The 24,527-nt window shown below is 61.8% G+C and carries 22 protein-coding genes; 11 read left to right on the forward strand and 11 right to left on the reverse strand.

Features of this window, described 5'->3' with window-relative positions:
- Window positions 1–59 precede the first annotated feature (59 nt).
- Together ykgO and OC537_RS04700 are read right to left on the reverse strand one after the other, a co-directional pair.
- A complete protein-coding gene (gene ykgO, locus OC537_RS04695; protein WP_262109863.1) occupies window positions 60–185 on the reverse strand; it encodes a type B 50S ribosomal protein L36 in 126 nt (41 codons plus the stop codon).
- Window positions 182–451, reverse strand: coding sequence for a type B 50S ribosomal protein L31 (locus tag OC537_RS04700; protein ID WP_262109865.1), 270 nt, complete (start codon window positions 449–451; stop codon window positions 182–184). The genes ykgO and OC537_RS04700 overlap by 4 nt, the downstream gene beginning before the upstream one ends.
- A gap of 257 nt (window positions 452–708) precedes the next feature.
- Here OC537_RS04700 and OC537_RS04705 point away from each other — a divergent pair, with 257 nt between their 5' ends.
- A complete protein-coding gene (locus OC537_RS04705) occupies window positions 709–963 on the forward strand; it encodes a DinI family protein (protein WP_025326722.1) in 255 nt (84 codons plus the stop codon).
- Window positions 964–1,087: 124 nt separating this feature from the next.
- Here OC537_RS04705 and OC537_RS04710 read toward each other — a convergent pair whose 3' ends face one another.
- The 5 genes from OC537_RS04710 to dcuC form a co-directional block, all read right to left on the reverse strand.
- Complete coding sequence (locus OC537_RS04710) at window positions 1,088–1,852, reverse strand: DUF2927 domain-containing protein (protein ID WP_262110556.1); 765 nt, start codon at window positions 1,850–1,852, stop codon at window positions 1,088–1,090.
- A gap of 81 nt (window positions 1,853–1,933) precedes the next feature.
- Entirely contained in the window at window positions 1,934–2,437 is a 504-nt protein-coding gene (locus OC537_RS04715; protein WP_106887006.1) for a M48 family metallopeptidase, read from the reverse strand.
- Between the two features lie 131 nt (window positions 2,438–2,568).
- Entirely contained in the window at window positions 2,569–4,212 is a 1,644-nt protein-coding gene (locus OC537_RS04720; protein ID WP_162627260.1) for a hypothetical protein, read from the reverse strand.
- A gap of 394 nt (window positions 4,213–4,606) precedes the next feature.
- Window positions 4,607–6,268: a bifunctional metallophosphatase/5'-nucleotidase gene (locus OC537_RS04725; RefSeq protein WP_262109872.1), complete on the reverse strand. Its 1,662-nt coding sequence runs from the start codon at window positions 6,266–6,268 to the stop codon at window positions 4,607–4,609.
- Between the two features lie 101 nt (window positions 6,269–6,369).
- A complete protein-coding gene (gene dcuC, locus OC537_RS04730; protein ID WP_163149057.1) occupies window positions 6,370–7,722 on the reverse strand; it encodes an anaerobic C4-dicarboxylate transporter DcuC in 1,353 nt (450 codons plus the stop codon).
- A 321-nt stretch (window positions 7,723–8,043) separates the two neighbouring features.
- Here dcuC and OC537_RS04735 point away from each other — a divergent pair, with 321 nt between their 5' ends.
- A complete protein-coding gene (locus tag OC537_RS04735) occupies window positions 8,044–8,649 on the forward strand; it encodes a DUF922 domain-containing Zn-dependent protease (protein ID WP_262109875.1) in 606 nt (201 codons plus the stop codon).
- 102 nt (window positions 8,650–8,751) lie between these two features.
- Here OC537_RS04735 and mnmC read toward each other — a convergent pair whose 3' ends face one another.
- Window positions 8,752–10,767 (reverse strand): bifunctional tRNA (5-methylaminomethyl-2-thiouridine)(34)-methyltransferase MnmD/FAD-dependent 5-carboxymethylaminomethyl-2-thiouridine(34) oxidoreductase MnmC, encoded by a 2,016-nt coding sequence (mnmC, locus tag OC537_RS04740; protein ID WP_262109877.1) that lies wholly within the window; start codon window positions 10,765–10,767, stop codon window positions 8,752–8,754.
- A 90-nt stretch (window positions 10,768–10,857) separates the two neighbouring features.
- On the opposite strand from mnmC, the gene fabB reads away from it, so the two are divergent.
- Entirely contained in the window at window positions 10,858–12,069 is a 1,212-nt protein-coding gene (gene fabB, locus OC537_RS04745) for a beta-ketoacyl-ACP synthase I (protein ID WP_111910965.1), read from the forward strand.
- A gap of 62 nt (window positions 12,070–12,131) precedes the next feature.
- Here the strand turns inward: fabB and OC537_RS04750 are convergent, their stop codons facing one another.
- From OC537_RS04750 to OC537_RS04760, 3 genes are all read right to left on the reverse strand, one after another.
- Window positions 12,132–12,626: a GNAT family N-acetyltransferase gene (locus OC537_RS04750; RefSeq protein ID WP_262109881.1), complete on the reverse strand. Its 495-nt coding sequence runs from the start codon at window positions 12,624–12,626 to the stop codon at window positions 12,132–12,134.
- A 93-nt stretch (window positions 12,627–12,719) separates the two neighbouring features.
- Window positions 12,720–13,034, reverse strand: a complete 315-nt coding sequence (locus OC537_RS04755) for a DUF4377 domain-containing protein (protein WP_262109883.1) — start codon at window positions 13,032–13,034, stop codon at window positions 12,720–12,722.
- A 95-nt stretch (window positions 13,035–13,129) separates the two neighbouring features.
- On the reverse strand, window positions 13,130–14,416 hold the full coding sequence (locus OC537_RS04760) for a citrate synthase (protein WP_041205909.1): 1,287 nt from the start codon (window positions 14,414–14,416) through the stop codon (window positions 13,130–13,132).
- A 423-nt stretch (window positions 14,417–14,839) separates the two neighbouring features.
- Between OC537_RS04760 and sdhC the strand changes: the two genes are divergently transcribed.
- From sdhC to sucD, 8 genes are all read left to right on the forward strand, one after another.
- A complete protein-coding gene (sdhC, locus tag OC537_RS04765; protein ID WP_025326734.1) occupies window positions 14,840–15,229 on the forward strand; it encodes a succinate dehydrogenase cytochrome b556 subunit in 390 nt (129 codons plus the stop codon).
- Window positions 15,223–15,567 carry a succinate dehydrogenase, hydrophobic membrane anchor protein gene (sdhD, locus tag OC537_RS04770; RefSeq protein WP_005326929.1) on the forward strand — a complete coding sequence of 115 codons (345 nt, stop codon included), beginning with the start codon at window positions 15,223–15,225 and terminating at the stop codon, window positions 15,565–15,567. The genes sdhC and sdhD overlap by 7 nt, the downstream gene beginning before the upstream one ends.
- A 1-nt stretch (window position 15,568) precedes the next feature.
- Window positions 15,569–17,335 (forward strand): succinate dehydrogenase flavoprotein subunit, encoded by a 1,767-nt coding sequence (gene sdhA, locus OC537_RS04775; protein ID WP_106886997.1) that lies wholly within the window; start codon window positions 15,569–15,571, stop codon window positions 17,333–17,335.
- A 17-nt stretch (window positions 17,336–17,352) separates the two neighbouring features.
- Complete coding sequence (locus OC537_RS04780; RefSeq protein ID WP_025326736.1) at window positions 17,353–18,069, forward strand: succinate dehydrogenase iron-sulfur subunit; 717 nt, start codon at window positions 17,353–17,355, stop codon at window positions 18,067–18,069.
- A 114-nt stretch (window positions 18,070–18,183) separates the two neighbouring features.
- On the forward strand, window positions 18,184–20,994 hold the full coding sequence (gene sucA / locus OC537_RS04785) for a 2-oxoglutarate dehydrogenase E1 component (protein ID WP_262109891.1): 2,811 nt from the start codon (window positions 18,184–18,186) through the stop codon (window positions 20,992–20,994).
- A gap of 92 nt (window positions 20,995–21,086) precedes the next feature.
- The gene (gene odhB, locus OC537_RS04790; RefSeq protein ID WP_106886994.1) at window positions 21,087–22,277 is read left to right on the forward strand and encodes a 2-oxoglutarate dehydrogenase complex dihydrolipoyllysine-residue succinyltransferase; all 1,191 of its coding nucleotides are present in this window, start codon (window positions 21,087–21,089) and stop codon (window positions 22,275–22,277) included.
- Between the two features lie 106 nt (window positions 22,278–22,383).
- Window positions 22,384–23,550, forward strand: a complete 1,167-nt coding sequence (gene sucC / locus OC537_RS04795) for an ADP-forming succinate--CoA ligase subunit beta (RefSeq protein WP_106886993.1) — start codon at window positions 22,384–22,386, stop codon at window positions 23,548–23,550.
- Window positions 23,550–24,422, forward strand: coding sequence for a succinate--CoA ligase subunit alpha (gene sucD / locus OC537_RS04800; RefSeq protein WP_042649072.1), 873 nt, complete (start codon window positions 23,550–23,552; stop codon window positions 24,420–24,422). The genes sucC and sucD overlap by 1 nt, the downstream gene beginning before the upstream one ends.
- The last annotated feature ends 105 nt before the right edge of the window (window positions 24,423–24,527 follow it).

The raw sequence follows: 24,527 nt of genomic DNA on the forward strand, positions 1-24,527 counted from the left end.
AGATGACAAAGCCCTCATGGTGAGGGCTTTTGTTATTCATGGACTGCAAGGGGTGGGGATCAGCCCTGGCGAGCCTTGAATCTGGGATTGCTCTTGCAGATCACGAACAGCTTGCCGCGTCGACGAACGATCTGGCAATCCGGGTGACGTGACTTGGCTGATTTCAGGGAGGTGAGCACTTTCATGATGTCTCTTTTCCTTTGTTGAAGAATTGACCGAATCGCTGACCGAAGCGGGCGACCTGTCCTTCCTTGCCGACCTGCTTCTGCTTGCCGGTATAGAAGGGGTGGGAGGCACTGGAGACATCCAGCGTCACGTAGGGATAGGTGTTGCCATCTTCCCCTTGCTTGGTGCGATCGGTCTGCAAGGTGGATCCGATCAGGAAGCAGGTGTTGCTGGCCAGATCGTGAAACAGGACCTTGCGGTATTCAGGGTGGATGTTGGGGCGCATGATTGTCTCTTTTTTGTTATGTTATAACACAAGATAATGATGCGATGGATGAGAATCAATATCAACCATTTTTTCTCCCGAGGTGGCTAGGCAGGATGCAACGCGCTCAACGAAGGGGGGCTGGAGGGAATGCAGATGTGGTCATGACAGGGGGGAACGATGGATTGTTGAGCGATGGAAGGGGAACGAGAAGCTGAGCCTTTACTTTTGGTTTTTACTGTATAAAAATACAGTTAACCATTATGGAGACCTATCCTATGCGCCTGGAAATCATCATCGACAGAAAACATCAGATCCCCACTGCGACCATGGAGGCGCTGCGCCAGGAGTTGCTCAAGCAACTGGGCGAGCGATTCCCTGATCTGCATGTGCGGGTCGCCCCGGGCAGTGCCATGGCTCTGACGGTCAGCCGTGCCAGCAAGGAGGACAGGGAACTGGCCGAGACCATGGTGCAGGAAGTATGGGAGAACGCCGAGAGCTGGATGCCGGAGGCAGAAGGCGCCGAGGCCTGATCAGGGGCAGGTTGTCAATTTGCCTGTCCTGGTGAGGCTCTCACCCCGATTTGAACGAAACGCAGCTCAAGGCTGCGTTTCGTGTTTGTGGGCAAGGGTCGGGCACTGAGCCAGGCCAGAAAAATCAGAGCCCGGCCCAGCGTTTGAGGCTGCCGCTCTGTACCCGCTGGTTGGCCTCCGCGATGTCCCCATTGGCGCGAAGCGCCTTGAGGGCAATGGGCAGGGCAGTGCGCACCTCGTCGGCCGTCATCCCTGCCTGGAGTGCGGGATGATAGGCGAGCTTGAGCAGCACATAGTCGAGGCCGGTGGGGAAGCTGTCGATGCTGTTGTCATTGAAGATGGAGGGAAACACCTTGTTCGAGTCGTTGGGCAGCCCCATTACCTGGGTGAGCTCTTCCACCACGCAATCCAGGAAGCGGCCCTTGGCCCGGCTGTAGTCCACCGGGATGATGATGGTGGCACGGGTGATCTCGTAGCGGGCATTGGTGGCGAAATTGGCCAGGCAGATCCCCTCCTTGAGGGCAATGCTGACAGAGTCATCCTGGCGCATGGTACGGCCAGCCCAGCTGGCCATCTGCTGGTGCCTTGTCATGATGAGGGTGAGATTGGGGTTGTCGTTAACGAGCTGTATGGGGTGGCCGGTGATCCTGGCCAGATGCTGGCTCTGCACCTTGACCACCTCGGCCTGCAGCGCCTTGTCGCCAAATTCGTTGATGAGCTTGAGGCGGATGGGGCCTTGCCAGCGGGAGAAGCGTACCTGGGCCTCATGCCCATATTCCCGCTTCATGGCGACTTCCATGAAGCTCTGGACCAGATAGTCGTTGCTCTGCCAGCGTTCGGCGGCCTGCAGGGAGCAGGGCAGCAGCGCGGCGAGCCACAGGGCCAGCATCCGGCCTGGCGTGATATGACGACGGCTGTGCCCTGAACGAGTGTGCCCTGGGATCATCTTGCCTCCTTGCAGTCGATAGGGTCAGCCCGAGGAGCGTTCGATGTCACGCCAGGTGAGCCAGAGCCTGAGATCGAACTCCAGTTGATGATAGTCCGGTTCCATGTGCTGACAGAGCTGGTAGAAAGCCTTGTTGTGATCCTTCTCCCGCAAGTGGGCCAGCTCGTGCACCACTATCATCTTCAGGAAGGCGGGATGCGCCTCCTTGAACAGGGCGGCGATGCGGATCTCGTTCTTGGCCTTGAGCTTGTTGCCCTGTACCCGGCTGACATAGGTGTGCAGGCCGAGGGCATCCTTGATCACATTGATCTTGCCGTCGAAGATCACCTTGGAGAGCGGCGCCGAGCTTTTCAGGTAGCGGTTTTTCAGCTCCATGGTATAGGCCAGCAGCGCCTTGTCACTCTGGACGAGGTGGCTCTCGGGGTAGCGTTTGGCCAGCATCTCGCCGAGTTTTCCCGCCGCGATCAACTGCTGTACCTGGCTCTTGAGCGGGTCAGGATAGCCCCCCAGATAGGTCAGTTCGGCCATGATGTCTCCCCCTTCACACTAAAAAAGAGCGCCATTGTAATCATGATGGGCTCCCTTGAACACACGTCTGCACACCAATGAAAGGGGCCGTCGCTGTTGCCAGCAACGGCCCCGACTTTCGTCAACCGGTCTCAGCGACGGCGATAGAGACCCGGATCCACCTCTTCGTAGCGGTCCGTCAGATATTGATAGAAGGCGAGGCTGGAGGGAGAGCTCGGCGTTTTCAGCTGCTCTGCCACCCGCTCCGGCTTGGCGATGATGAACTTGGGGTCCTGCCGCCTGATGTCGGCCAGCACCCGCTCGCGCACGTCATAGGGCGGGTTGACGTTGGCGAAGAACAGATAGGCGGAGGCGGGCTGGCGATCTGTCCACAGATAGTATTGCGGCTGTATGCCATCGACCCAGATCTTGTCGGCAGGCCCGGTCTCGGCCTTGATCCTGTCGACCCTTACCTGGGCCGGCGGATTGAACGGCTTGCCCTTGAGGTTGCCCTCCCAGGCGTTGTTGACCAGGAGTGCCAGCATGGCGAGCGACGCCAGCCAGGGGGTGGCGCTGCGTACATCCCAGGCGCGCCAGAGCGGCACCAGGATGAGCACCGGCAGGGCCCACAAGAGACTGTTGCCGAGCACTTCGCGCACTCGCGGCAGCGACCACTCCTTGGTGCTCCAGCCGTAACCGAGCTGCTGGGCCAGCAGCCAGCTCGCGGTCAGCACCACCAGGGAGATGCAGAGCAGACCCAGGGCATCGGACTGCTGCTCGCTGCGATCCAGCAGGCAGGCGAGTGGCAGCAGGCCAAGCTGCAGGTAGAGCACGTCGTAGTGATCGAACACATGGCCGGAGACGGAGTTGGCAATCAGGGTGAAGAGCACGCCGAACAGGGTGGCGCAGAGGGCGGGCAGATACCACTCCTGGCGGCGTCCCAGCATCAGCACAATGAAGGCCGGCAGCAGCATGACGAGGCCGGTACGCAGCAAGCCGACGGCCCCCACTTCCGGGGAGAAGCCGTTGCCGTAGCTCCCCTCGAAGAAGATGCCGAAGGCGTAGTATTTGAATTCGGCCAGCAACCCGTGGTGCTGGAAGTAGGCAAACAGCGGGCCGCCGATCAGGGCCAGCCCCAGCAGGCTGGAGCAGAGCAGACCGAAGGCGCAGCGCCACTGCTCACGCAGACACCAGTGGCAGAACAGCACCAGATACCAGGCCCCCCAGAAGGCGCCGTTGTTGGTACGCATCCAGGCCACTATGGCGAAAGTGAGGGCCGCCACCAGGGCCGGGCCCCAGCGAAACTGCTTGTCCAGCAGCAAGGTGATGAAGGCCCACTGGGCGATGAGGGCCAGGTGGAAGGTCCAGTCCTCGGTCATGTTGCCGTAGTAGTAGCGGGTGCTGTAGAGCGCGAGGAGCGCCAGCATGCTGCCGAGGCGGGCCCGCAGGGAGAGACCCAGCTGGGAGAAGGCCTGCCAGCTGGCAAGCAGGCCGAGCCAGCAGAGGACCCACTCCAGCAGCCAGATCCCGAAGAAGCCCCCCAGATGGTAACCGAGGGCGTCGAGGGCGAAGATCATGGGGCCCTTGATGTCGATCATGTCCCGGTAGAGCACGCCCCCCTCGCTCCACATCTTGCCCATCACAGCGAACAGGGAGGCATCAAAGCCGGGCGCCATGCCGTGGAACAGCGGGTTACGCAAGCAAAACAGCAGCGCCATCAGGGCGGTGAGCAGGACAACCAGCGGCTTGAGCCCGGGGTTGTAGCGCTGAGGGGTAAAACGGATGGCGTGATTCATGGATGACCTGTTCCTGCGGGAAAGACGTAAAAGCGGGCCTATCTTGCCGAGGCCGGCAGTCCGATGCAATGGGCTGGGGCGATGTGTTTGAAATAATGTATAAAAGTAACGTTTTCAGTGCCTGCATTGCACAAGACGAACGGCGGTGCCTGGTGTTGCCGAGGCCGGCAGTCCGATGCAATGGGCTGGGGTGATGTATTTGAAATAATGTATAAAAGTAGCGTTTTCAGCGCCCGCAGTGGGCTAAATGATCAGCGGGACCCGCTGTTGCTTGGTGTTGCCGAGGCCGGCAATCCGCTGCAATGGGGCTGGGGACTGTGCTCGAAAAATGTAATAAGCGCCGCTCTCACGAAGAAAAGCGGCGCCTTGACAGGGGATGGCCCGATGAGGGGCCTCAGGCCATGGGACTGGCTCCCTGGTATTCCACCAGCGGCGGCAGGGGGGCCAGCTCGGGCAGATGGCGGGCCCAGCGAATAAAGGCATCGGCCAGGGTGATGCCGAGCTCCTGATTGTGCTGGGTCAGGGTGCGGGCCAGGGCCGTGTAGCCCTCCTTGCCGGAGGCGGTGTAGGCGCTGGAGACCCCCCGATAGATGGCATCCATCTCGACGCTCTGCCACTGACCCGGGCTCGCCTCCCATTCGAGGCGGGTGATCCGGCTCCCCTTGGGCCTGTCGGCCTGATAACTGAAGCGCATCCCGGCGGTATAGGGGAAGCTGCCGCTGCCATTGCCGACCACGCCGTTGTTGGTGGCGTTGTCGATGGCCCCCTCCAGCGCCTCCGCCAGTTCATGGCCGTGCACCCGGTAGAGGGTGAGCGGGATGGCAAAGGGCAGCAGGCGCCCGGCGATGTCCGCCTCGCTTAAGGGCCCGGGCTCGAGAGAGCAGCGCACCCCCCCTGCGTTGTGCAGGGCAAAATCCACCTGACCCACCTGTTCGCGGGCACCGGCCAGCATGGCTTGGGCTACCAGGGGGGCGACCTGGCTGCCGGCGGGCAGGGCGGCATCGGGCAGGCGCTGATGGTGCAGTGGCCCGGCGAGGCGGGTAACTATGCGCCGGGTCATGGTCTCGAGCTCGGGCCGGTAACGTTTGGCCAGGTGCTGCTCGAGCTCGGGAGCTGGCTCGCAGAAATGGAGGCCTGCGGGCGGGGGCGAGGCAAAGGGCCAGGGCTGCCAGGGCAGCCACTCCAGCTGGCCGCGGCTTTGGCAAACTCGCCCGCGCTCATCAAATTCCAGCTCGCACACCCCGAGGCAGAGGGCGCTGTGGGCCGCATGCAGTATGGCGACCCCCTCGATCATCAAGGGGTAGCTCCCCTCGCTTATCAGCCCGAGCGGGGCCAGATCCCCCAGCTGGCTGTGGGTGTGGCCGCCGACAATCAGGCTGAGTTCGGGGAAGCGGGCCGCCAGCCGCTTGTCCTGCTCCAGCCCCAGGTGACTGAGCAATATGATGTGCGCTATTCCTTCGGCCTTGATCTCGCCGAGGGCGGCGCTCAGGGTCTCCTCTATGCCGTGGAAGCGGGTGTGGGGATCCGGGCTCGCGATGGCGGCCATCTGCGGCAAGGTGATGCCGAGCAGGGCGAAGGGGACGCCGTCGATGACGCGTCTGTGCCAGGGGCGGCTCGCATCGAACAGCTGTGGCAAGCCGTGCAGCCGCAGCGGGGCATCGGCCGGCTCCTGGCTGCTGTCGAGGTTGGCGGCCAGCACCGGATAGTCGAGCTGGCGCAGAAACTCCACCAGCGGGCCGTTGCCGAGATCGAATTCATGGTTGCCGATCACCATGGCATCCGGTCGCAGCAGGCCGAGCAAGTCGGCGTTGGCCCGTCCCTTGAAGCGGTTGAAATAGAGCGACCCCTGGAAGGTGTCACCCCCGTGCAGCAGCAGGCAGGTCTGGCCCGCGGCGGCGGCCTGCTGGCGCAGGGCGGTCAGCCGGGTCAGGATGCGGCCGTAGCCGCCACATTGGGTGCGCCACTCGGACTCACCCTCAGGGGAGAAGCGCATGGGCGCGCCATCGAAATGGGAATGGCAGTCACTGAAGTGGGCAAGTTGAACCGTAATACTCAAGGCTCGGTCCTCCTTAGGGAAAAAGAGCACCGAGTCTACTGCAAGGGGTGGGGGGGATGCCAGCCCGGCAGGCGCCGGGCTGGAAAAGAGTCAGACGGTACTCAGGCAGGCACCAGGATCTGGGTGGCCAGGATCACCACCAGCAGGCCGACGGCGACCGGCATAGAGGTGCGTTTGACCACCTCGAACGGGGAGAGGTTGCCCATGCCCGCACAGGCGACCACCACCCCGGAGACCGGGGATATGGTGCGACCCAGGTTCGAGGCCTGCAGCATGGGGATGACCAGGTAGGCGGGGTTGACGCCCAGACTGGTGGCCAGGTGCGGGATCAGCTCCACGAAGGCGTAGAAGGGGGCGTTGCCGGAACCCGTGGTGAAGGCAGCCAGGGTGGTGATGACCACCAGCACCAGCATGATGATGATGCCGCCTGTGCCAAAGCTCTGGGCCAGATCCAGGAGGTTGGCGATGAAGCCGAGCCCCATCAGCCCCTGGGCGAAGACCCCGGCACCGACCAGCAGCATGACCACGCCGGCGAAGGCGTCAGCCATGCTGCGCCAGCACACCTGCAGACCGTCCAGCAATTCCTTGCCGTTGCGCTTGCGCATCAACTCCAGCAGGGCGGCCAGCACCAGGCAGATGACGATGATGGTGACTATGTCGAGCTTGGGGCCAAGCTTGCCGTCAAACAGCAGCACGCCGATGATGGGGGTGAACGGCAGTATGGCGTAGAAGCCGGGGGCATCTGTGATGAGATCGCTCGGGGCAACCGCCTCGTTGTGCTCGCCGGACTTTCTGTCCAGATAGCGCTGCCAGAAGAAGTGGGTCACCGCCATTGCGGCTATGGCCGTCAGGGAGATGGGCAGGGTCAGCTTGAAGGCAAACTCGATGAGCTCCATGTTGGCGGCCTGGGCGGCCATCACCACGTCCCCCGAGGTGGGGGCCAGTATGATGGCGGCCGGGGAGGCGCACACCGCAGCCGCGGCGCCACGGGAGATCCCCATGTTGACCATCAGCGGGAACAGGGTCGCCATCAGCAGCACGCCAAGGCCGGTCGCCGAGCTCACCGCCAGCGACATGGCGCAGGCCACCAGGTAGGCGGCCACCAGCAGGATATAGGGAGACTTGATGATGCCGAGGGGCTTGCTGGCCAGTTTCACCAAGATGGTGTTGGCGCCGATGTGGCTCATGTAGCCGGCAAAGCCGCACAGCACCATGATCAGCATGCCGAGGCCACCGCCCCTGTCCACCAGCAGGAAGCGCACGTACTCGAACACGTCGGTAGCCACGTGGCCGGTGGAAGCGACGCTGGCAGGCAGCACCGCCTTGCCCATCAGGGCGGTGATCGCCAGCAGCAAGAGGCCGCCGCTGAGCAGCACCCCGGTCGCCGAATAGCCCTTGAAGATGTAGCGACCCACGGCCAGGGTGACCAGGGTGCCAATAAGGAGTTCCATCATAAATAGGTTCCTGAGTATGGAGTGACGTCGGGCATCTAGCGGGCTGAGCAGAGGGTTGGACTGGCTAGCTCGACATGTGCCAACAAAAACGCCGGGATTATTACCTCATAAGGAGTAATTCACCATGGGGATGGTGGCTGGCTGTGATCTCCCTTGCAAATCCCCATCCGGAACAGGGTCGGATCCCGCCCCTTTGCCGCCCCCGGCACCGAGAGCAGGTGACAGCGTCCCTGATCGCGGTTAATCTCCCACACTGACTATTAATTCATTGATTATTAATTGAAATTACGCCGGACTCACAAGGAGCAAGGCAGCACAACGATGGGATTCTTCAGCAAGACAGGGGCGGTGGCGGCCCTCATATATGCCGCCTCAATCGGAGCGGCACCCTCCCATTATGCAGGTATTCGGGTGGCGCCCGATATCAAGGTCGATTTCCAGTTCTATCGGGTGTCAGGGGCCGATGTGGCTGCCGTGATGCGCCAGATAGCCAGGCAGGCACCGGCCCAGGCCGATGGCCATATCGGCAGGGCCAGCTATCGGCTCTCCTGGCAGTTGCAGACCAGGGCGACCCCGGCGCGCTGCGAGCTGGATCAGGCCAGCGTGACGGCCCGCATCCAGGTCAGGGTGCCGAACTGGATGGACAAGGGCAGGGCGTCCGCGGTGGAGCGGCAGAAGTGGGACAAGCTGGTGGCGGCCATGTTCGACTACGAGAGCCGTCACAAGGACATATTGCTGGAGAGCGTCAGCCAGCTTGGCATCCGGCTCGCCCAGCTGCCCGTCGCCCAGGATTGCGCCGCCTTGCAGTATCAGGGCTGGCAACAGGGGCAGGCAGTGCTGGAGGCAACCCGCGATCGATTCGCCACCCTGGCGCAGCAGACCGATAGGGGGCGCAAGCTCGGGGTCATCTGGCCAGAGGGCAGTTGAGCGTCATCGCCAATAAAAAACGGGCTTCCCTGGGGAAGCCCGTTTTTTTATTGGCGCGCTGGATGGTGCGGCGGTCGGCAGCGGCCGCCGCGCCTCCTTGGCCTAGTCCCGTAGCGGCTTGCCCTTGCGCAGCCTGCGCACCCAGTAGCGGGCCGGATGGAGCGCCTCCAGCAGATCGGCGGCCAGTGGCAGTGGATCACCGCAAATTTCGCTCGCGACCAGCTCACCGCAGAGCGGCGCCGAGCACAGACCCCGGGAGCCGAGGGCGCCCAGCACATAGAGACCGGCGTGCAGGGGCAGCGCGCTCTGCTGATCCGCGGGCGCTTTAGGGTCGTGATCCGCCAGCGCCGCCAGCCTGGCGATTGACCCCACCACCGGCAGGTGATCCCGGCTGGCGCAGCGCACTCCCACTCGCGCCTCCTTGCCGCTCACATCCACCTCGGCAGGCCAGCTTTGATCCGGCAGGCAGGCTTGCAGCCGCGCCTGGTTCTGAACTTGCTCCTCGGCACTATACGCGAGGGTGCTCTGGTTGCGGCCATAGCTGGCCCCGATGCAGTGCGCTCCGTCGTGGGCCGGGGTGAGGTAGCCGTCGTAACAGAGTACCGTCCTGAGCTGGCTTAACCGCGCCGTGGTCGGCACATGGCTGACTTGACCGCGCACCGGGTAGAGCGGCAACTCCGCAAAGGGGATCAGGGCGGGCAGCTGGTGACCGGCGGCCACCACCAGGTTGGGGGCCAGCCACTGGCGGCCATCCTGGCTCTCCACCTGCCAGCCGTCCGCCAATTCGGTAATGGTGCTCACTGGTGTGTGGTATTCAAGGCGCAGCAGGCCGCTGGCTTGCGCTTCTTTCAGGGCGGCGCGGGTGAGATCCGCCGGGCAGAGCCAGCCCCCCAGGGGATAGCTGACACCACCATGACCGCAGGGCAGGCCGACCACCTGCTCAACTTCTGAGGCAGAGAGTGGGTGCATCAGCTCGGGGGGGAAGGGGCCCTGACCCATCTTGGCGAGCTTGGCGGCGGATTTCTCGTCATAGCCAAGCTGGGTGACGCCGCACAGGGAGAAGGCGACGGGATGGCGCGCGGCCAGGGCCTGCAGCCGCTGGCGGGCATAGCCGAAGGCCAGGGAATAGAAGCGCGACAGCGCATCGTGCTCCCCATTGAGCAGGGGATAGAGGGCCCCCTGGCGGTTGCCGGAGGCGCCGGTAGCGGGCTCGCCCTCTGCACACAACAGGGTCACCTTGCGGCCCCGTTCCACCAGCGACAGTGCCGTCATGGCCGAGGCGATGCCGCCGCCGATGATGAGCACCTCGTCGTCACGGCCGGCGGGGCGGGCATACCAGGGGGAGATGCTCTGCTCGGGCGATTTGCCCTCCCGCCTCCCTGCCAGCATCTCCCGCTTGCTGCCGTGCCCCTTCACCTTCTTCATGGCAAAACCGGCGTCAATCAGGCCGCGGCGCACGAAACCGGCGCAGGTAAAGGTGGAGAGGGTCGCGGCGGGGCGGGCGAGGCGAGCGAGACCATCGAACAGTGCTTGCGTCCACATCTCGGGATTCTTGGCCGGCGAGAAGCCATCCAGATACCAGGCATCCACCAGGCCCTGGGGCCCGTGAGGCACCTGGGGCAGCATCTCCTTGATGTCGCCAAGCCAGAGATCGAGGCGGATACGGCCGCCGGCAAACAGCAGACGGTGGCAGCCGGATACCGGCAGCGGCCACTGGTCGATGAGAGGCTGGCTTAAGGACGCCAGCTCGGGCCAGGCCGCCAGGGCCTTGCGCAGATCGGCCTGGGCCAGGGGGTATTTCTCGAAGCTGATGAAGTGCAGGCGCGAGCCGTCGCCGGATTGGGGCGCCTGTTCCAGGAAGGCGGCCATTGTCGCCAGAAAGTTAAGACCTGTGCCGAAACCTGTTTCGCCAATCACGAAACTGTCACTATCGTGGTGCGAAAATCGTGCCGGTAGGTGATTTTGCAATAAAAAGACGTAGCGGGTTTCACTTAGACCGTTATCATTGGAAAAGTACACATCCCCGAACTCACTGGAGACTGGAGTTCCCGCTTCATTCCAGTCCAATCGGGCATGATGTAAGGATGTTTGACTCACGTTTTCCTCTGCTCGCGTCATAAATTCGCGGGCATTCTACGTGAAAGCAGACCAGTTTGGCAGCCGAAAGCGGGTAGACTCGGTGCCAGTTTTTCCAGACGAGATGAATTAATGAGAAGAGCAGTGATCACCGGTATCGGCGTCATCTCCAGTATCGGCAACAACAAGGAAGAGGTGCTGGCCTCCCTGAAAGCAGGCAAATCCGGCATCACCTATTCCGAGCAGTTTGAACAGTACAACCTGCGCAGCCGTGTCTGGGGTAACATCAAACTCGATCCGTCTGAACTGATCGACCGTAAAGTCATGCGTTTCATGGGTGACGCCGCGGCCTATGCCTATTTGTCCATGGAGCAGGCCATCGCTGACGCGGGTCTGCCAGAGGATCAGGTCTCCAACGAGCGTACCGGCATAGTGGTCGGCTCAGGCGGCGCCTCCGGCAAGAACACCTCGGAGTCTGCGGACATTGCCCGTGAGAAAGGGGTCAAGCGCGTGGGTCCCTACATGGTGCCGCGCACCATGTCCTCCACCACCTCTGCTTGCCTGGCCACCCCGTTCAAGATCAAGGGTGTCAACTACACCATCAGCTCCGCCTGTGCCACCTCTGCCCACTGCATAGGCCACGCACTGGAGCTGATCCAGCTTGGCAAGCAGGACATCGTCTTCGCCGGCGGCGGCGAGGAGCTGGACTGGTCTTCCACCATACAGTTCGATGCCATGGGCGCCCTCTCCACCAAGTACAATGACACCCCGGAAAAGGCGTCCCGTACCTATGATGCGGACCGCGACGGTTTCGTCATCTCCGGTGGCGGCGGTATCCTGGTGGTCGAGGAGCTGGAACATGCCCTGGCCCGCGGTGCCCACATCTACGCCGAGATCACCGGTTACGGTGCCACCTCCGACGGCTACGACATGGTCGCCCCGAGCGGTGAAGGCGCTGTGCGTTGCATGAAGATGGCGATGAAGGACGTCGGCTCCGTGGACTACATCAACACCCACGGTACCTCCACCCCGGTCGGTGATACCAAGGAGCTTGAAGCCATCCAGACCCTGTTTGGCAGCAATGCGCCCAAGCTCTCCGCCACCAAGGCCATGACGGGTCATGCCCTGGGCGCCGCCGGTGTGCACGAGGCCGTCTACTCCCTGCTGATGATGGAACACGGCTTCATCGCCCCCAGCATCAACATCGAGAACCTGGACGAGAAGGCCGTGGGTCTGCCCATAGTGCGCGCCTACGAAACCGCCGATCTCAATACCGTCATGTCCAACAGCTTCGGCTTTGGCGGTACCAACGCCTCTCTGGTCTTCAGTAAGTTCAAGGCTTGATGAACCGATGAAGTGAAAAAAGGCGCCGAAAGGCGCCTTTTTTATTGGGCTTGAACTGGGCCTCAGGCCGGTTCGGTCAAAGGCAGCCGCATATAAACGGCGCCCTCGCCGTACTCCTCCAGCGACTTGGGGGTCCTGGCTGGCACGAAGCCCTGCTTGCGCCAGAAGGCCGGGGCATCCTGTACCGCCACCAGCCCGGCATGCTGGTAACCCTCATCGCTGGCAAAGGCGAGAGCGGTAGCGAGCAGCCGCTGGCCCACCCCCAGGCCTCGCGCCTCGCCACTGACCGCGAGATCGTGCAGGTAGAACTCCTCGTGGTCGGTGAGGGGCTGCAAGGGTTGCGAGAGCGGAGGAGGGCAGTGGGCGCGCCAGGGATGGCAGAGCAGGTAACCGAGTACCCGGCCCTGACGCTCGGCGACCCAGCAGCAGGCGGGGGCGAGCTCTGCCTTGTTGCTCATCACCTCGAGGGGCTCGGGCTCCAGCTGGTGGTAGCACTCGCTCTGAATGGCCATGATGGCGGGCCAGTCTGGGGGCCGTATGGTTCTTATCTTGATCATCGTACTGGAGGGCGTGCGCCCCTGGTCAACCCATGAAAGAAGGGGGTCAGCATAACCCAAGGGGCGCGCAAACTGAACCGCGGCCCTCAAGGCTCAGCGAACGGCCTGCTTGCTCACCACCTTGATCAGCTGATAGCGCACCGAGGAGGCGTCCGCCGGCACGTCGGTGAGCTGCTCGGTGCGCACTTCCAGCTGATAACGGAAACCGGGCTCGAAGGTGAAGCCTTCGATCTGCTGGTAGAAGAGGGTCCAGCTTTCACCGGGCTGGCTGCGCACCTGCATGCACTTCATGGGGGCGACACCGACGCAGTCGGCCAGCTTGTCCTGGATATAGAGGGTCTCTGTGGTCGGGGTGCTCTGGCAGGCGCCGAGCAACAGGGCGGCGCAGAGGAGCAGGGGAGCTTTCATGACGGGTGTCCTTGGCGTAAAAGGGCGCGATTAAACCCTCAAATGAAAAGGCGGTCAATGACCGCCTTTGTAACAAACCATGACAACTTGCCGGATCAGCGCTGATCGAGCGGAGTGAAATCCCGTTGGGCCAGGCCGGTATAGAGCTGACGCGGACGACCGATCTTCTGATCCGGGTCCGAGTGCATCTCGTTCCAATGGGCTATCCAGCCGATGGTGCGGGAGATGGCGAAGATCACGGTGAACATGGACATGGGGATGCCAATGGCCTTCATAATGATGCCGGAGTAGAAGTCCACGTTCGGGTAGAGCTTCTTCTCGATGAAGTAGGGGTCGGAGAGCGCGATGCGCTCCAGCTCCATGGCCACATCCAGCAGCGGATCCTTGATCTGCAGCTCGGTCAGTACCTCGTGGCAGGTTTCGCGCATCACTGTGGCACGGGGATCGTGGTTCTTGTAGACCCGGTGACCAAAGCCCATCAGGCGGAAGGGGTCGTTCTTGTCCTTGGCCTTGGCAATGTACTCGGGGATGCGATCCACGGAGCCAATCTCTTCGAGCATCTTGAGGCAGGCTTCGTTGGCACCACCGTGGGCCGGTCCCCACAGGGAGGCGATCCCCGCGGCGATACAGGCAAACGGGTTGGCACCGGAGGAGCCGGCCAGACGCACCGTGGAGGTGGAGGCGTTCTGCTCGTGATCCGCATGCAGGGTGAAGATGCGATCCATGGCCCGCTCGACGATGGGGTTGACCTTGTACTCTTCGGTCGGCACGCCAAACATCATGTGCAGGAAGTTGCCGGCATAGGAGAGGGCGTTGCGCGGCTGCATGAAGGGCTGGCCGATGGAGTACTTGTAACACATGGCGGCCAGGGTCGGCATCTTGGAGAGCAGACGGAAGGCGCAGATCTCGCGATGCTCTTCGTTGTTGATGTCGAGGGCATCGTGATAGAAGGCGGACAGTGCGCTGACCACACCGCACATGATCGCCATGGGGTGGGAGTCACGGCGGAAGCCGCGGAAGAAGAAGGCGATCTGCTCATGCACCATGGTGTGGCGGGTGACCAGGCGTTCAAATTCCGCGTATTGCGTCTTGGTGGGCGCCTCGCCGTACAGCAGTATGTAGCAGACTTCCAGGTAACTGGCCTGGGTGGCCAACTGGGCGATGGGATAACCACGGTGCAGCAAGACACCCTGATCTCCGTCGATATAGGTAATGGATGATTTGCAAGCACCGGTGGCCATAAAGCCGGGGTCGAAGGTGAAATACCCTTGCGCGCCCAGTTTTCTGACATCGATTACATCGGGTCCAACAGTACCGGACAGGATCGGTAGTTCTACCGGCTCTTTTCCGGGCAGATGTAGGGTGGCTATCTTATCAGCCATAGCACGTCTCCTTTGCTCTTTTATAATTTGGTTCCAGTCCTACTTTATTACGACTTTCATGACGCTGGCAAAGGTTCTTACCCGTACCACGGCGGCTGGAGCGCCTTATTTGAACCAGAGAACCACCTTCTTGTCAATTTTCCTGAATGATCATTAATGACTTGTTAAAGCGGTTGTGAGATCTGGTTTACGGTTTTGGGTTTTCTATGTAGCTAATTGATTGTCATTGGTTAAGGCCGCCGATATACTGCGCCTCGTGGGTGATGGCCGTCGGTGTTTGAAACGCTTTCGCAAAGCCAGATGTGATATCTAAAATGTTGTTTTTGGCTTTTCCGAGTTGTTTTGGTAACAAAAACCTAACAAATGCCACTCCTAGCCCTCAAAGCGTGTGAAAACAATAACTAACGTGCTCAATGGAGCTGAGTGGGCAAAGCCGTGAAAAATAAACAGAGACCTGTAAACCTCGACCTGCAAACGATCAGCTTTCCTGTCACCGCCATCGCTTCCATCTTGCACCGTGTCTCAGGGGTCATCACCTTTGTGGCGCTGGCCATCTTGCTGTGGATGCTTGGTACTTCACTCTCCTCTCCCGAAGGATTTGAAACCGTCGTTGCCATCATGGACAACTTCCTGGTCAAGTTCGTGTTGTGGGGGATCCTGACTGCGCTGGCATACCACATAGTGGGCGGCCTGCGTCACCTGGTCATGGACATGGGGCATTGGGAAGAGCTGGATTCCGCGAATCAGAGTGCCCGGGTGGGCTTCGTGATTACCGGGATTCTGGCGGTATTGGCGGGGGTACTGGTATGGTAACCAATTCTGCAACTTTCGGGCGCAGCGGTGTTCATGATTACATCCTGATCCGCGCCACCGCCCTCATCATGACGGCTTACGTCCTCTACCTGGTCGGCTTTGTCGCCTTCAACGACATTACCTACGAGGTGTGGACCGGCTTCTTCGCCACAACCTTCACCAAGGTCTTCACCCTGCTGACGCTCTTGTGCGTCCTGATCCACGCCTGGATCGGTCTGTGGCAGGTGCTGACCGACTATATCAAGCCGGTCGGGCTGCGCGGTGCGCTGCAGTTTGCGCTGGTGGTGGTGCTGTTCGTCTATCTGATGACGGGTTTCGTCGTGCTGTGGGGTGTGTAAGGTGACTATTCCAACTCGTGAATTTGATGCGGTCGTGATCGGTGCCGGTGGTGCCGGCATGCGCGCCGCGCTGCAGATTGCCCAGTCCGGCAAGAGCTGCGCACTGCTTTCCAAGGTTTTCCCGACTCGTTCCCACACGGTTTCCGCCCAGGGCGGGATCACGGTCGCCCTGGGCAATGCCCATGACGACAACTGGCAGTGGCACATGTATGACACCGTCAAGGGCTCCGATTATATCGGTGACCAGGAAGCGATTGAATACATGTGCAAGACGGGCCCCGAGGCCATCTATGAGCTGGAGAACATGGGCTTGCCCTTCTCCCGCTTCGACAACGGCTCTGTCTATCAGCGCCCCTTCGGCGGTCAGTCCAAGAATTTTGGCGGCGAGCAGGCGGCCCGTACCGCGGCTGCTGCTGACCGGACAGGTCACGCTCTGCTGCATACCCTGTATCAGCAGAACGTCAAGAACAAGACCACCGTCTTCTCCGAGTGGTATGCCCTGGATCTGGTGAAGAACCAGGACGGCCACATCGTCGGCTGTACCGCCATCGATATGGAGAGCGGCGAAGTCGTCTACTTCAAGGCCAAGGCCACGGTGCTCGCCACCGGCGGCGCCGGTCGCATCTACCAGTCCACCACCAATGCCCACATCAACACGGGTGACGGCGTCGGCATGGCACTGCGTGCCGGGGTTGGCGTGCAGGACATGGAGTTCTGGCAGTTCCACCCCACCGGCATCGCCGGGGCAGGGGTACTGGTGACCGAGGGTTGCCGTGGTGAAGGCGGCTATCTGCTCAATAAAGATGGCGAGCGCTTCATGGAGCGTTATGCACCCAACGCCAAGGACCTGGCCGGTCGCGACGTGGTGGCTCGCTCCATCATGATCGAGATCCGCGAAGGCCGTGGCTGTGACGGTCCCTGGGGCCCGCACATCAAGCTCAAGCTGGATCACCTCGGTAAAGAGGTACTGGAATCCCGTCTGCCGGGCATCTGCGAGCTTTCTCGCACCTTCGCCCACGTGGATCCGGTCAAGGAACCCATTCCCATCATCCCGACCTGCCACTACATGATGGGCGGCGTGCCGACCAGCGTGAACGGCCAGTGCCTGACCCAGGATAAAGACGGCAACGACGTCCCCGTGGTCGGCCTGTTCGCAGTGGGGGAGATAGCCTGCGTCTCGGTGCACGGTGCCAACCGCCTCGGCGGCAACTCCCTGCTGGATCTGGTGGTATTCGGTCGTGCCGCCGGCATGCACCTGGTGGAGACCCTGGGCGAGATGGATCATGGCCGCGATGCGTCCGAGTCCGATATCGCCGCGGCGCTGGCCCGCTTCAATCGCTGGGAGAACAACCGCGATGGCGAGGATCCCGCCGAGATCCGCCGTGACCTGCAACGCTGCATGCAGAACAATTTCTCCGTGTTCCGTGAAGGGGACGCCATGGCAGAAGGGCTGGCCGAGCTGAAACTCATCCGCGAGCGCCTCAAGAATGCCCGTCTGGACGACACCTCCAAGGAGTTCAACACCCAGCGCATCGAGTGCCTGGAGCTGGACAACCTGATGGAGACGGCGTTTGCCACCGCAGTTGCCGCCAACTTCCGTACCGAGAGCCGGGGCGCCCATAGCCGCTTCGACTTCCCGGAGCGTGACGACGAGAGCTGGTTGTGCCACAGCCTCTATCATCCGGACACCGAGTCCATGACCCGTCGCGCGGTCAACATGTCACCCAAGACCCGTGAGGCGTTCCCGCCCAAGGTCCGGACTTACTGATTGCGGAGCCAAGCACAATGAACGTCACATTCTCGGTATATCGCTATAACCCGGACGTTGATAACGTCCCGCATATGAAGGAATATCGTCTTGATATTCCTGAAGGTTCCGACATGATGGTGCTCGACGCACTGATCCAGTTGAAAGAGCTGGATCCCACCCTCTCCTTCCGCCGCTCGTGCCGCGAAGGGGTCTGTGGATCAGACGGTCTCAACATGAATGGCAAGAACGGTCTTGCCTGCATCACCCCGCTCTCCGATCTGCTGAAGAAGGGCAACAAGGTCGTCATCCGGCCCCTGCCTGGTCTGCCAGTGATCCGCGATCTGGTGATCGACATGACCCAGTTCTACACCCAGTGGGAGAAGGTCAAGCCCTTCCTCATCAACGATGAAAAACTGCCGCCCGTGCGTGAGCACCTGCAATCCCCCGAAGAGCGCGCCAAGCTGGATGGCCTGTACGAGTGTATTCTCTGTGCCTGCTGCTCCACCTCTTGCCCCTCCTTCTGGTGGAACCCGGACAAGTTCATAGGCCCCGCTGGCCTGCTCGCCGCCTACCGCTGGCTGGCGGACAGCCGCGACACCGCCGCCACTGAACGACTGGGCAACCTAGATGACGCCTTTAGCGTGTTCCGCTGCCACGGCATCATGAACTGCGTGAACGTCTGTCCCAAGGGCTTGAACCCGACCAAGGCCATCGGTCAGATCAAGTCGATGTTGCTCAACCGGGCTGTTTGATACCAGGGCCAGGGCGCCTTGCGCCGGGCCCGACCTCTGGATAGCCATCCCGTCCCGGGATGGCTATGACCCTACAAGCTGCGCTGCAGTGAACAAGATGTACAAGGGATAGAAATGCATAACGGCGTGATGAAGGCCTGGTTGGAGTCATCTCACCTGGCTGGTGCGAATGCAAGCTACATTGAGGATTTGTACGAATCCTTCCTGGAAAACCCCGACTCCGTGGCCGATGAGTGGCGCAGCCTGTTTAGCGAGCTGCCCCAGGTCAATGGCCATGCAGTTGAACAACCCCACTCCCAGGTTCGCGACTATTTCCGCCGCCTGGCCAAGGATCCCTCCCGTTACAGCGCCCCTGTCTCCGATCCCCAGGTGGATGCCAAGCAGGTGCGCGTACTGCAGCTGATCAACGCCTTCCGCTTCCGCGGTCACCAGAATGCCAATCTGGATCCCCTCGGCCTCTGGACCCGTGAAACCGTTGCCGAGCTCGACCCGGCATTTCACAACCTGCAGGGCGCAGACATGGAGGCCACCTTCAATGTGGGCTCCTACGCCATAGGTCGCGAGACCATGGTGCTCTCCGATCTCTACGCCTCGCTGAAGAAAACCTACTGCAGCAGCATAGGTGCAGACTACATGCACATCACCTCCACCGAGGAGAAGCGCTGGCTGCAAGACCGTCTTGAATCCATCGAAGGGAAGGGGAGCTACACCCTCGAAGAGAAGACCCGCTTCCTCGAGAGCCTGACCGCCGCCGAAGGGCTGGAAAAATACCTGGGTGCCAAGTTCCCGGGGGCCAAGCGTTTCTCCCTGGAAGGGGGCGATGCCATGGTGCCCATGCTCAAGGAGCTGATCCGCCGCGCCGGTGAGCAGGGCTGCAAAGAGGCCGTCATCGGCATGGCCCACCGGGGTCGCCTGAACGTGCTGATCAACGTGCTGGGCAAGCGTGCGCAGGAGCTGTTCGACGAGTTCGCCGGCAAGCATGGCGAATCCTGGGGCACAGGGGATGTGAAGTACCACATGGGCTTCTCCTCCGATTTCGCCACCCCGGGCGGCAACGTCCACCTGGCGCTGGCCTTCAACCCGTCCCACCTCGAGATCGTCAACCCCGTGGTCATCGGCTCGGTCCGTGCCCGCATGGACAGACGCGGTGACAAGGACGGCTCCAGCGTCTTGCCCATCACCATCCACGGTGACTCCGCCATCGCGGGGCAGGGTGTAGTAGCCGAGACCTTCAACATGTCCCTGACCCGTGCCTACGGCGTCGGCGGCACTGTGCGCATCGTCATCAACAACCAGGTCGGTTTCACCACCTCCTATCAACGTGACCTGCGCTCCACCGAATACTGTACCGACATCGCCAAGGCGGTGCAGGCACCTGTACTGCACGTCAACGGGGATGACCCGGAAGCCGTGGTGCTGGTGACCCAGATTGCGCTGGATTACCGCAACACCTTCAAGCGCGACGTGGTGATCGAGCTGGTCTGCTACCGTCGTCACGGTCACAACGAGGCCGACGAGCCGAGCGCGACCCAGCCCCTGATGTACCAGAAGATCAAGCAGCACCCGACGCCGCGCAAGATCTACGCCGATCAGCTGATTGGCGAAGGCACCATCACCCCCGAGCTGGCCACCACGCTAGTCAACGACTATCGCGATACCCTGGACAGGGGCGAGCGGGTGAGCAAGGAGTGGCGTCCCATGGAGCTGCACTCCGTGGACTGGACCCCGTACCTCGGTCACGACTGGGCCATGAGCTACGACAGCACTGTGCCCATGGATCACCTGAAATCCCTCGGCGAGCGCATCAGCCAGTACCCGGCGACCCATGTGCTGCAACGCCAGGTCGAGAAGATCTACGAAGACCGCCGCCTGATGGCCGCCGGCGAGAAGCTGGTGGACTGGGGCTTTGCCGAGACCCTGGCCTACGCCACCCTGGTGGACAAGGGCGCGCGCATCCGCTTCACCGGGGAAGACTCCGGTCGTGGCACCTTCTTCCATCGCCACGCCGTGCTGCACAACCAGACCGATGCGAGCACCTACACCCCGCTGTGCAACCTGCACGACGAGCAAGGTCCGTTCGAGATCTACGACTCCGTGCTGACCGAGAACGCGGTGCTGGCGTTCGAATATGGCTATGCCAGCGCCGAGCCGGCCGGTCTGACCATCTGGGAAGCCCAGTTCGGCGACTTCGCCAACTGCGCCCAGGTGGTGGTGGATCAGTTCCTCTCCTCCGGCGAGCAGAAGTGGGGCCGGATGTGCGGTCTGACCATGCTGCTGCCCCACGGTTACGAGGGGCAGGGCCCTGAGCACTCCTCCGCCCGTCTGGAGCGCTATCTGCAGATGTGCGCCCAGCACAACATGCAGGTGTGCGTGCCCTCCACCCCGGCCCAGGTGTTCCACATGCTGCGCCGCCAGGTGGTGCGCCCGATGCGCCGTCCGCTCATCGTGATGACGCCCAAGTCCTTGCTGCGCCACCCGCTGGCGGTGAGCAAGCTCGACGAGCTGGCGACCGGCACCTTCCAGAACGCCATTGGCGAGATCGATGCCCTGGATCCCAAAGCCGTCAAGCGGGTGGTCTTCTGCTCCGGCAAGGTCTACTACGACCTGCTCGATGCCCGTCGCAAGGCAGAGCAGCAGGATGTGGCTCTGGTGCGGATCGAGCAGCTCTACCCCTTCCCGGAAGAGGAAGTGCGCGCCATCCTGGCCGATTATGCCCACGTCACCGATTTCGTCTGGTGTCAGGAAGAGCCGCAGAACCAGGGAGCCTGGTACAGCACCCGTCATCACTATGACAGCGTGCTGCCAAGCAATGCCCGTCTGCGTTACGCCGGTCGCCCGGCCTCGGCCTCACCGGCCGTCGGTTACATGTCTGTCCACGCCAAGCAGCAGAAAGCCCTGGTGGAAGACGCGCTGACCCTGGAATAAACGAGTTGTGAAGGGGAGGGGGCTCCGTGAAGCCGACCCTCTCCGTCTCTGGAACAAGCCTGCTGGCCAAGAAGTAACAAGGAACTGATTACATGACTATCGAGATCAAGGTACCGGACCTGCCGGAATCAGTGGCGGACGCCACCATCGCCACCTGGCACAAGAAACCGGGTGATCTGGTTGCCCGTGACGAAGTGCTGGTTGACATCGAAACCGATAAAGTCGTGCTGGAAGTCCCCGCGCCCGAAGCCGGCGTACTGGGCGACATCCTGCAACTGGAAGGCGCGACCGTGCTCTCCCGCCAGCTGATCGCCATCCTCAAGGCGGCCCCTGTGGCCGGTGAAGAGACCAAGGAGAAGCCGGTGGAAGTGGCCGCCGATGACGCTGCCGACGGTTTGAGCCCCTCGGTGCGCCGCCTGGTGGCCGAGCACGACATCGACGTGGCCAAGCTGACCGGCACCGGCAAGGGTGGTCGCGTCACCAAGGAAGACGTGGATGCCTTCATCAAAAACCTGGGCAAGCCGGCAGCCCCCGTCGCCGCCGTGGCAGCCGCACCTGTTGCGCCCATAGCCCCGCTGGCCGGTCGCACCGAGAAGCGCGTGCCCATGACCCGTCTGCGCAAGCGCATCGCCGAGCGTCTGCTGGAGGCCAAGAACACCACCGCCATGCTGACCACCTTCAACGAGATCAACATGGCGCCCATCATGAAGCTGCGCAAGCAGTACGGCGAGATCTTCGAGAAGAAGCACGGCATCAAGCTCGGCTTCATGTCCTTCTACGTCAAGGCCGTGGTCGAATCCCTCAAGCGCTACCCGGAAGTGAACGCGGCGCTGGATGGTGATGATGTGGTGTACCACAACTACTTCGACGTCAGCATCGCCGTCTCCACCCCCCGTGGTCTGGTGACCCCTGTGCTGCGTGACTGCGACAACATGAGCCTCGCCGACATCGAGAAGGCCATCAAGGATCTGGCGGGCAAGGGCCGTGACGGCAAGCTGACCGTGGACGAACTGACCGGCGGCAACTTCACCATCACCAACGGCGGCGTGTTCGGCTCCCTGATGTCCACCCCCATCATCAACCCGCCCCAGAGCGCCATTCTGGGGATGCACAAGATCCAGGACAGACCCATGGCCGTCGACGGCAAGGTCGAAATCCTGCCGATGATGTACCTGGCGCTCTCCTACGATCACCGCATCATCGACGGCCGCGAGTCCGTGGGCTTCCTGGTCTCCATCAAGGAGCTCCTGGAAGACCCGACTCGTCTGCTGCTGGATGTCTGAGCAAGAGTGACTGAAAGATAACGAGGGGCCGCCCAGGCCCCCATTCACAGGGGATTGAGAAACACGAGCCCCGGACGGAAATACCTACAACACGGATAGAGCATCTATGAATCTGCATGAATATCAGGCAAAACAGCTGTTTGCCGAGTATGGCCTGCCGGTCTCCGAAGGTTATGCCTGCGCTACCCCGCAGGAAGCGGCCGAAGCGGCCGACAAGATTGGCGGCAATACCTGGGTCGTCAAGTGCCAGGTCCACGCCGGTGGGCGTGGCAAGGCGGGCGGCGTCAAGCTGGCCAAGAGCAAGGACGAGATCCGTGCCTTCGCCCAGAACTGGCTCGGCAAGAACCTGGTGACCTATCAGACTGACGCCAACGGTCAGCCGGTCACCAAGATCCTGGTGGAGTCCTGCACCGACATCGCCAAGGAGCTCTACCTCGGCGCCGTGGTTGACCGTGGCAGCCGCCGCGTGGTCTTCATGGCCTCCACCGAGGGTGGCGTGGACATCGAGAAGATCGCCCACGAAACCCCGGAACTCATTCACAAGGCTGCCATCGATCCCCTGGTGGGCCCGCAGGCTTATCAGGCACGCGAGCTGGCCTTCAAGCTGGGTCTGGTCGGCGATCAGATCAAGCAGTTCACCAAGATCTTCATGGGTCTGGGCCAGATGTTCCTGGACTGCGACTTCGCCCTGCTGGAGATCAACCCCCTGGTCATCACCGACAAGGGCAACCTGCATTGCCTGGACGGCAAGATCAACATCGACGCCAACGCTCTGTACCGTCAGCCCAAGCTGCGCCAGATGCACGATCCCTCCCAGGATGACCCCCGCGAAGCGCACGCCGCCCAGTGGGAGCTGAACTATGTGGCGCTGGATGGCAACATCGGCTGCATGGTCAACGGCGCCGGTCTGGCCATGGGCACCATGGACATCGTCAACCTGCACGGCGGTTCCCCGGCCAACTTCCTGGACGTCGGCGGCGGCGCCACCAAGGAGCGCGTGACCGAGGCCTTCAAGATCATCCTGTCCGACAGCAAGGTACAAGCCGTGCTGGTCAACATCTTCGGCGGCATAGTGCGCTGCGACATGATCGCGGAAGGCATTATCGGCGCGGTCAAGGAAGTGGGGGTCAAGGTGCCCGTGGTAGTGCGTCTGGAAGGCAACAATGCCGAACTGGGTGCCCGTAAACTGGCCGACAGCGGCCTCAATATCATCGCCGCAACGAGTCTGACTGACGCAGCTCAGCAAGTGGTTAAAGCAGCGGAGGCCAAATAATGAGCGTTCTGATCAACAAAGACACCAAGGTGATCTGCCAGGGCTTCACCGGCGGTCAGGGTACCTTCCACTCCGAACAGGCCATTGCCTACGGTACCCAGATGGTCGGCGGCGTCTCCCCGGGCAAGGGTGGCACTACTCACCTGGGCCTGCCGGTGTTCAACACCGTCCGTGACGCCGTGGAAGCCACCGGCGCCACCGCCTCCGTCATCTATGTTCCGGCCCCGTTCTGCAAGGACGCCATCCTGGAAGCCATCGATGCCGGCATCAAGCTCATCGTCACCATCACCGAAGGCATCCCGACCTTGGACATGCTGCAGGTCAAGGTGAAGCTGCAGGAAACCGGCGTGCGCATGATCGGCCCGAACTGCCCGGGCGTCATCACCCCGGGTGAGTGCAAGATCGGCATCATGCCGGGTCACATCCACAAGCCGGGCAAGGTGGGCATCGTCTCCCGCTCCGGCACCCTGACCTACGAAGCGGTCAAGCAGACCACGGACGAGGGCTTCGGCCAGTCCACCTGCGTCGGCATAGGTGGTGACCCCATCCCGGGCTCCAACTTCATCGACATCCTGGAGATGTTCCAGAACGATCCCAAGACCGAAGCCATCGTCATGATCGGCGAGATCGGCGGCAGCGCCGAAGAAGAGGCGGCAGCCTATATCAAGGCCCACGTCACCAAGCCGGTGGTCTCCTACATCGCGGGCGTCACCGCCCCTGCTGGCAAGCGCATGGGTCATGCGGGCGCCATCATCGCCGGTGGTAAGGGCACGGCAGCAGAGAAATTTGCCGCCCTGGAAGATGCCGGCGTAAAAACCGTGCGCTCCCTCGCCGATATCGGCAAGGCCCTGCGCGAAGTAACCGGCTGGTAAGTTATTTAGCCTGTTATCTCTAATAAAAATGCCGACCTGATGGTCGGCTTTTTTATGGATACAAGTAAGAGGTGGGTTTTGCAGGCTCAGCGGAATATCATCTCC

This window comes from Aeromonas sp. Marseille-Q5825, assembly GCF_946892685.1.
Lineage (GTDB): Bacteria > Pseudomonadota > Gammaproteobacteria > Enterobacterales > Aeromonadaceae > Aeromonas > Aeromonas rivipollensis.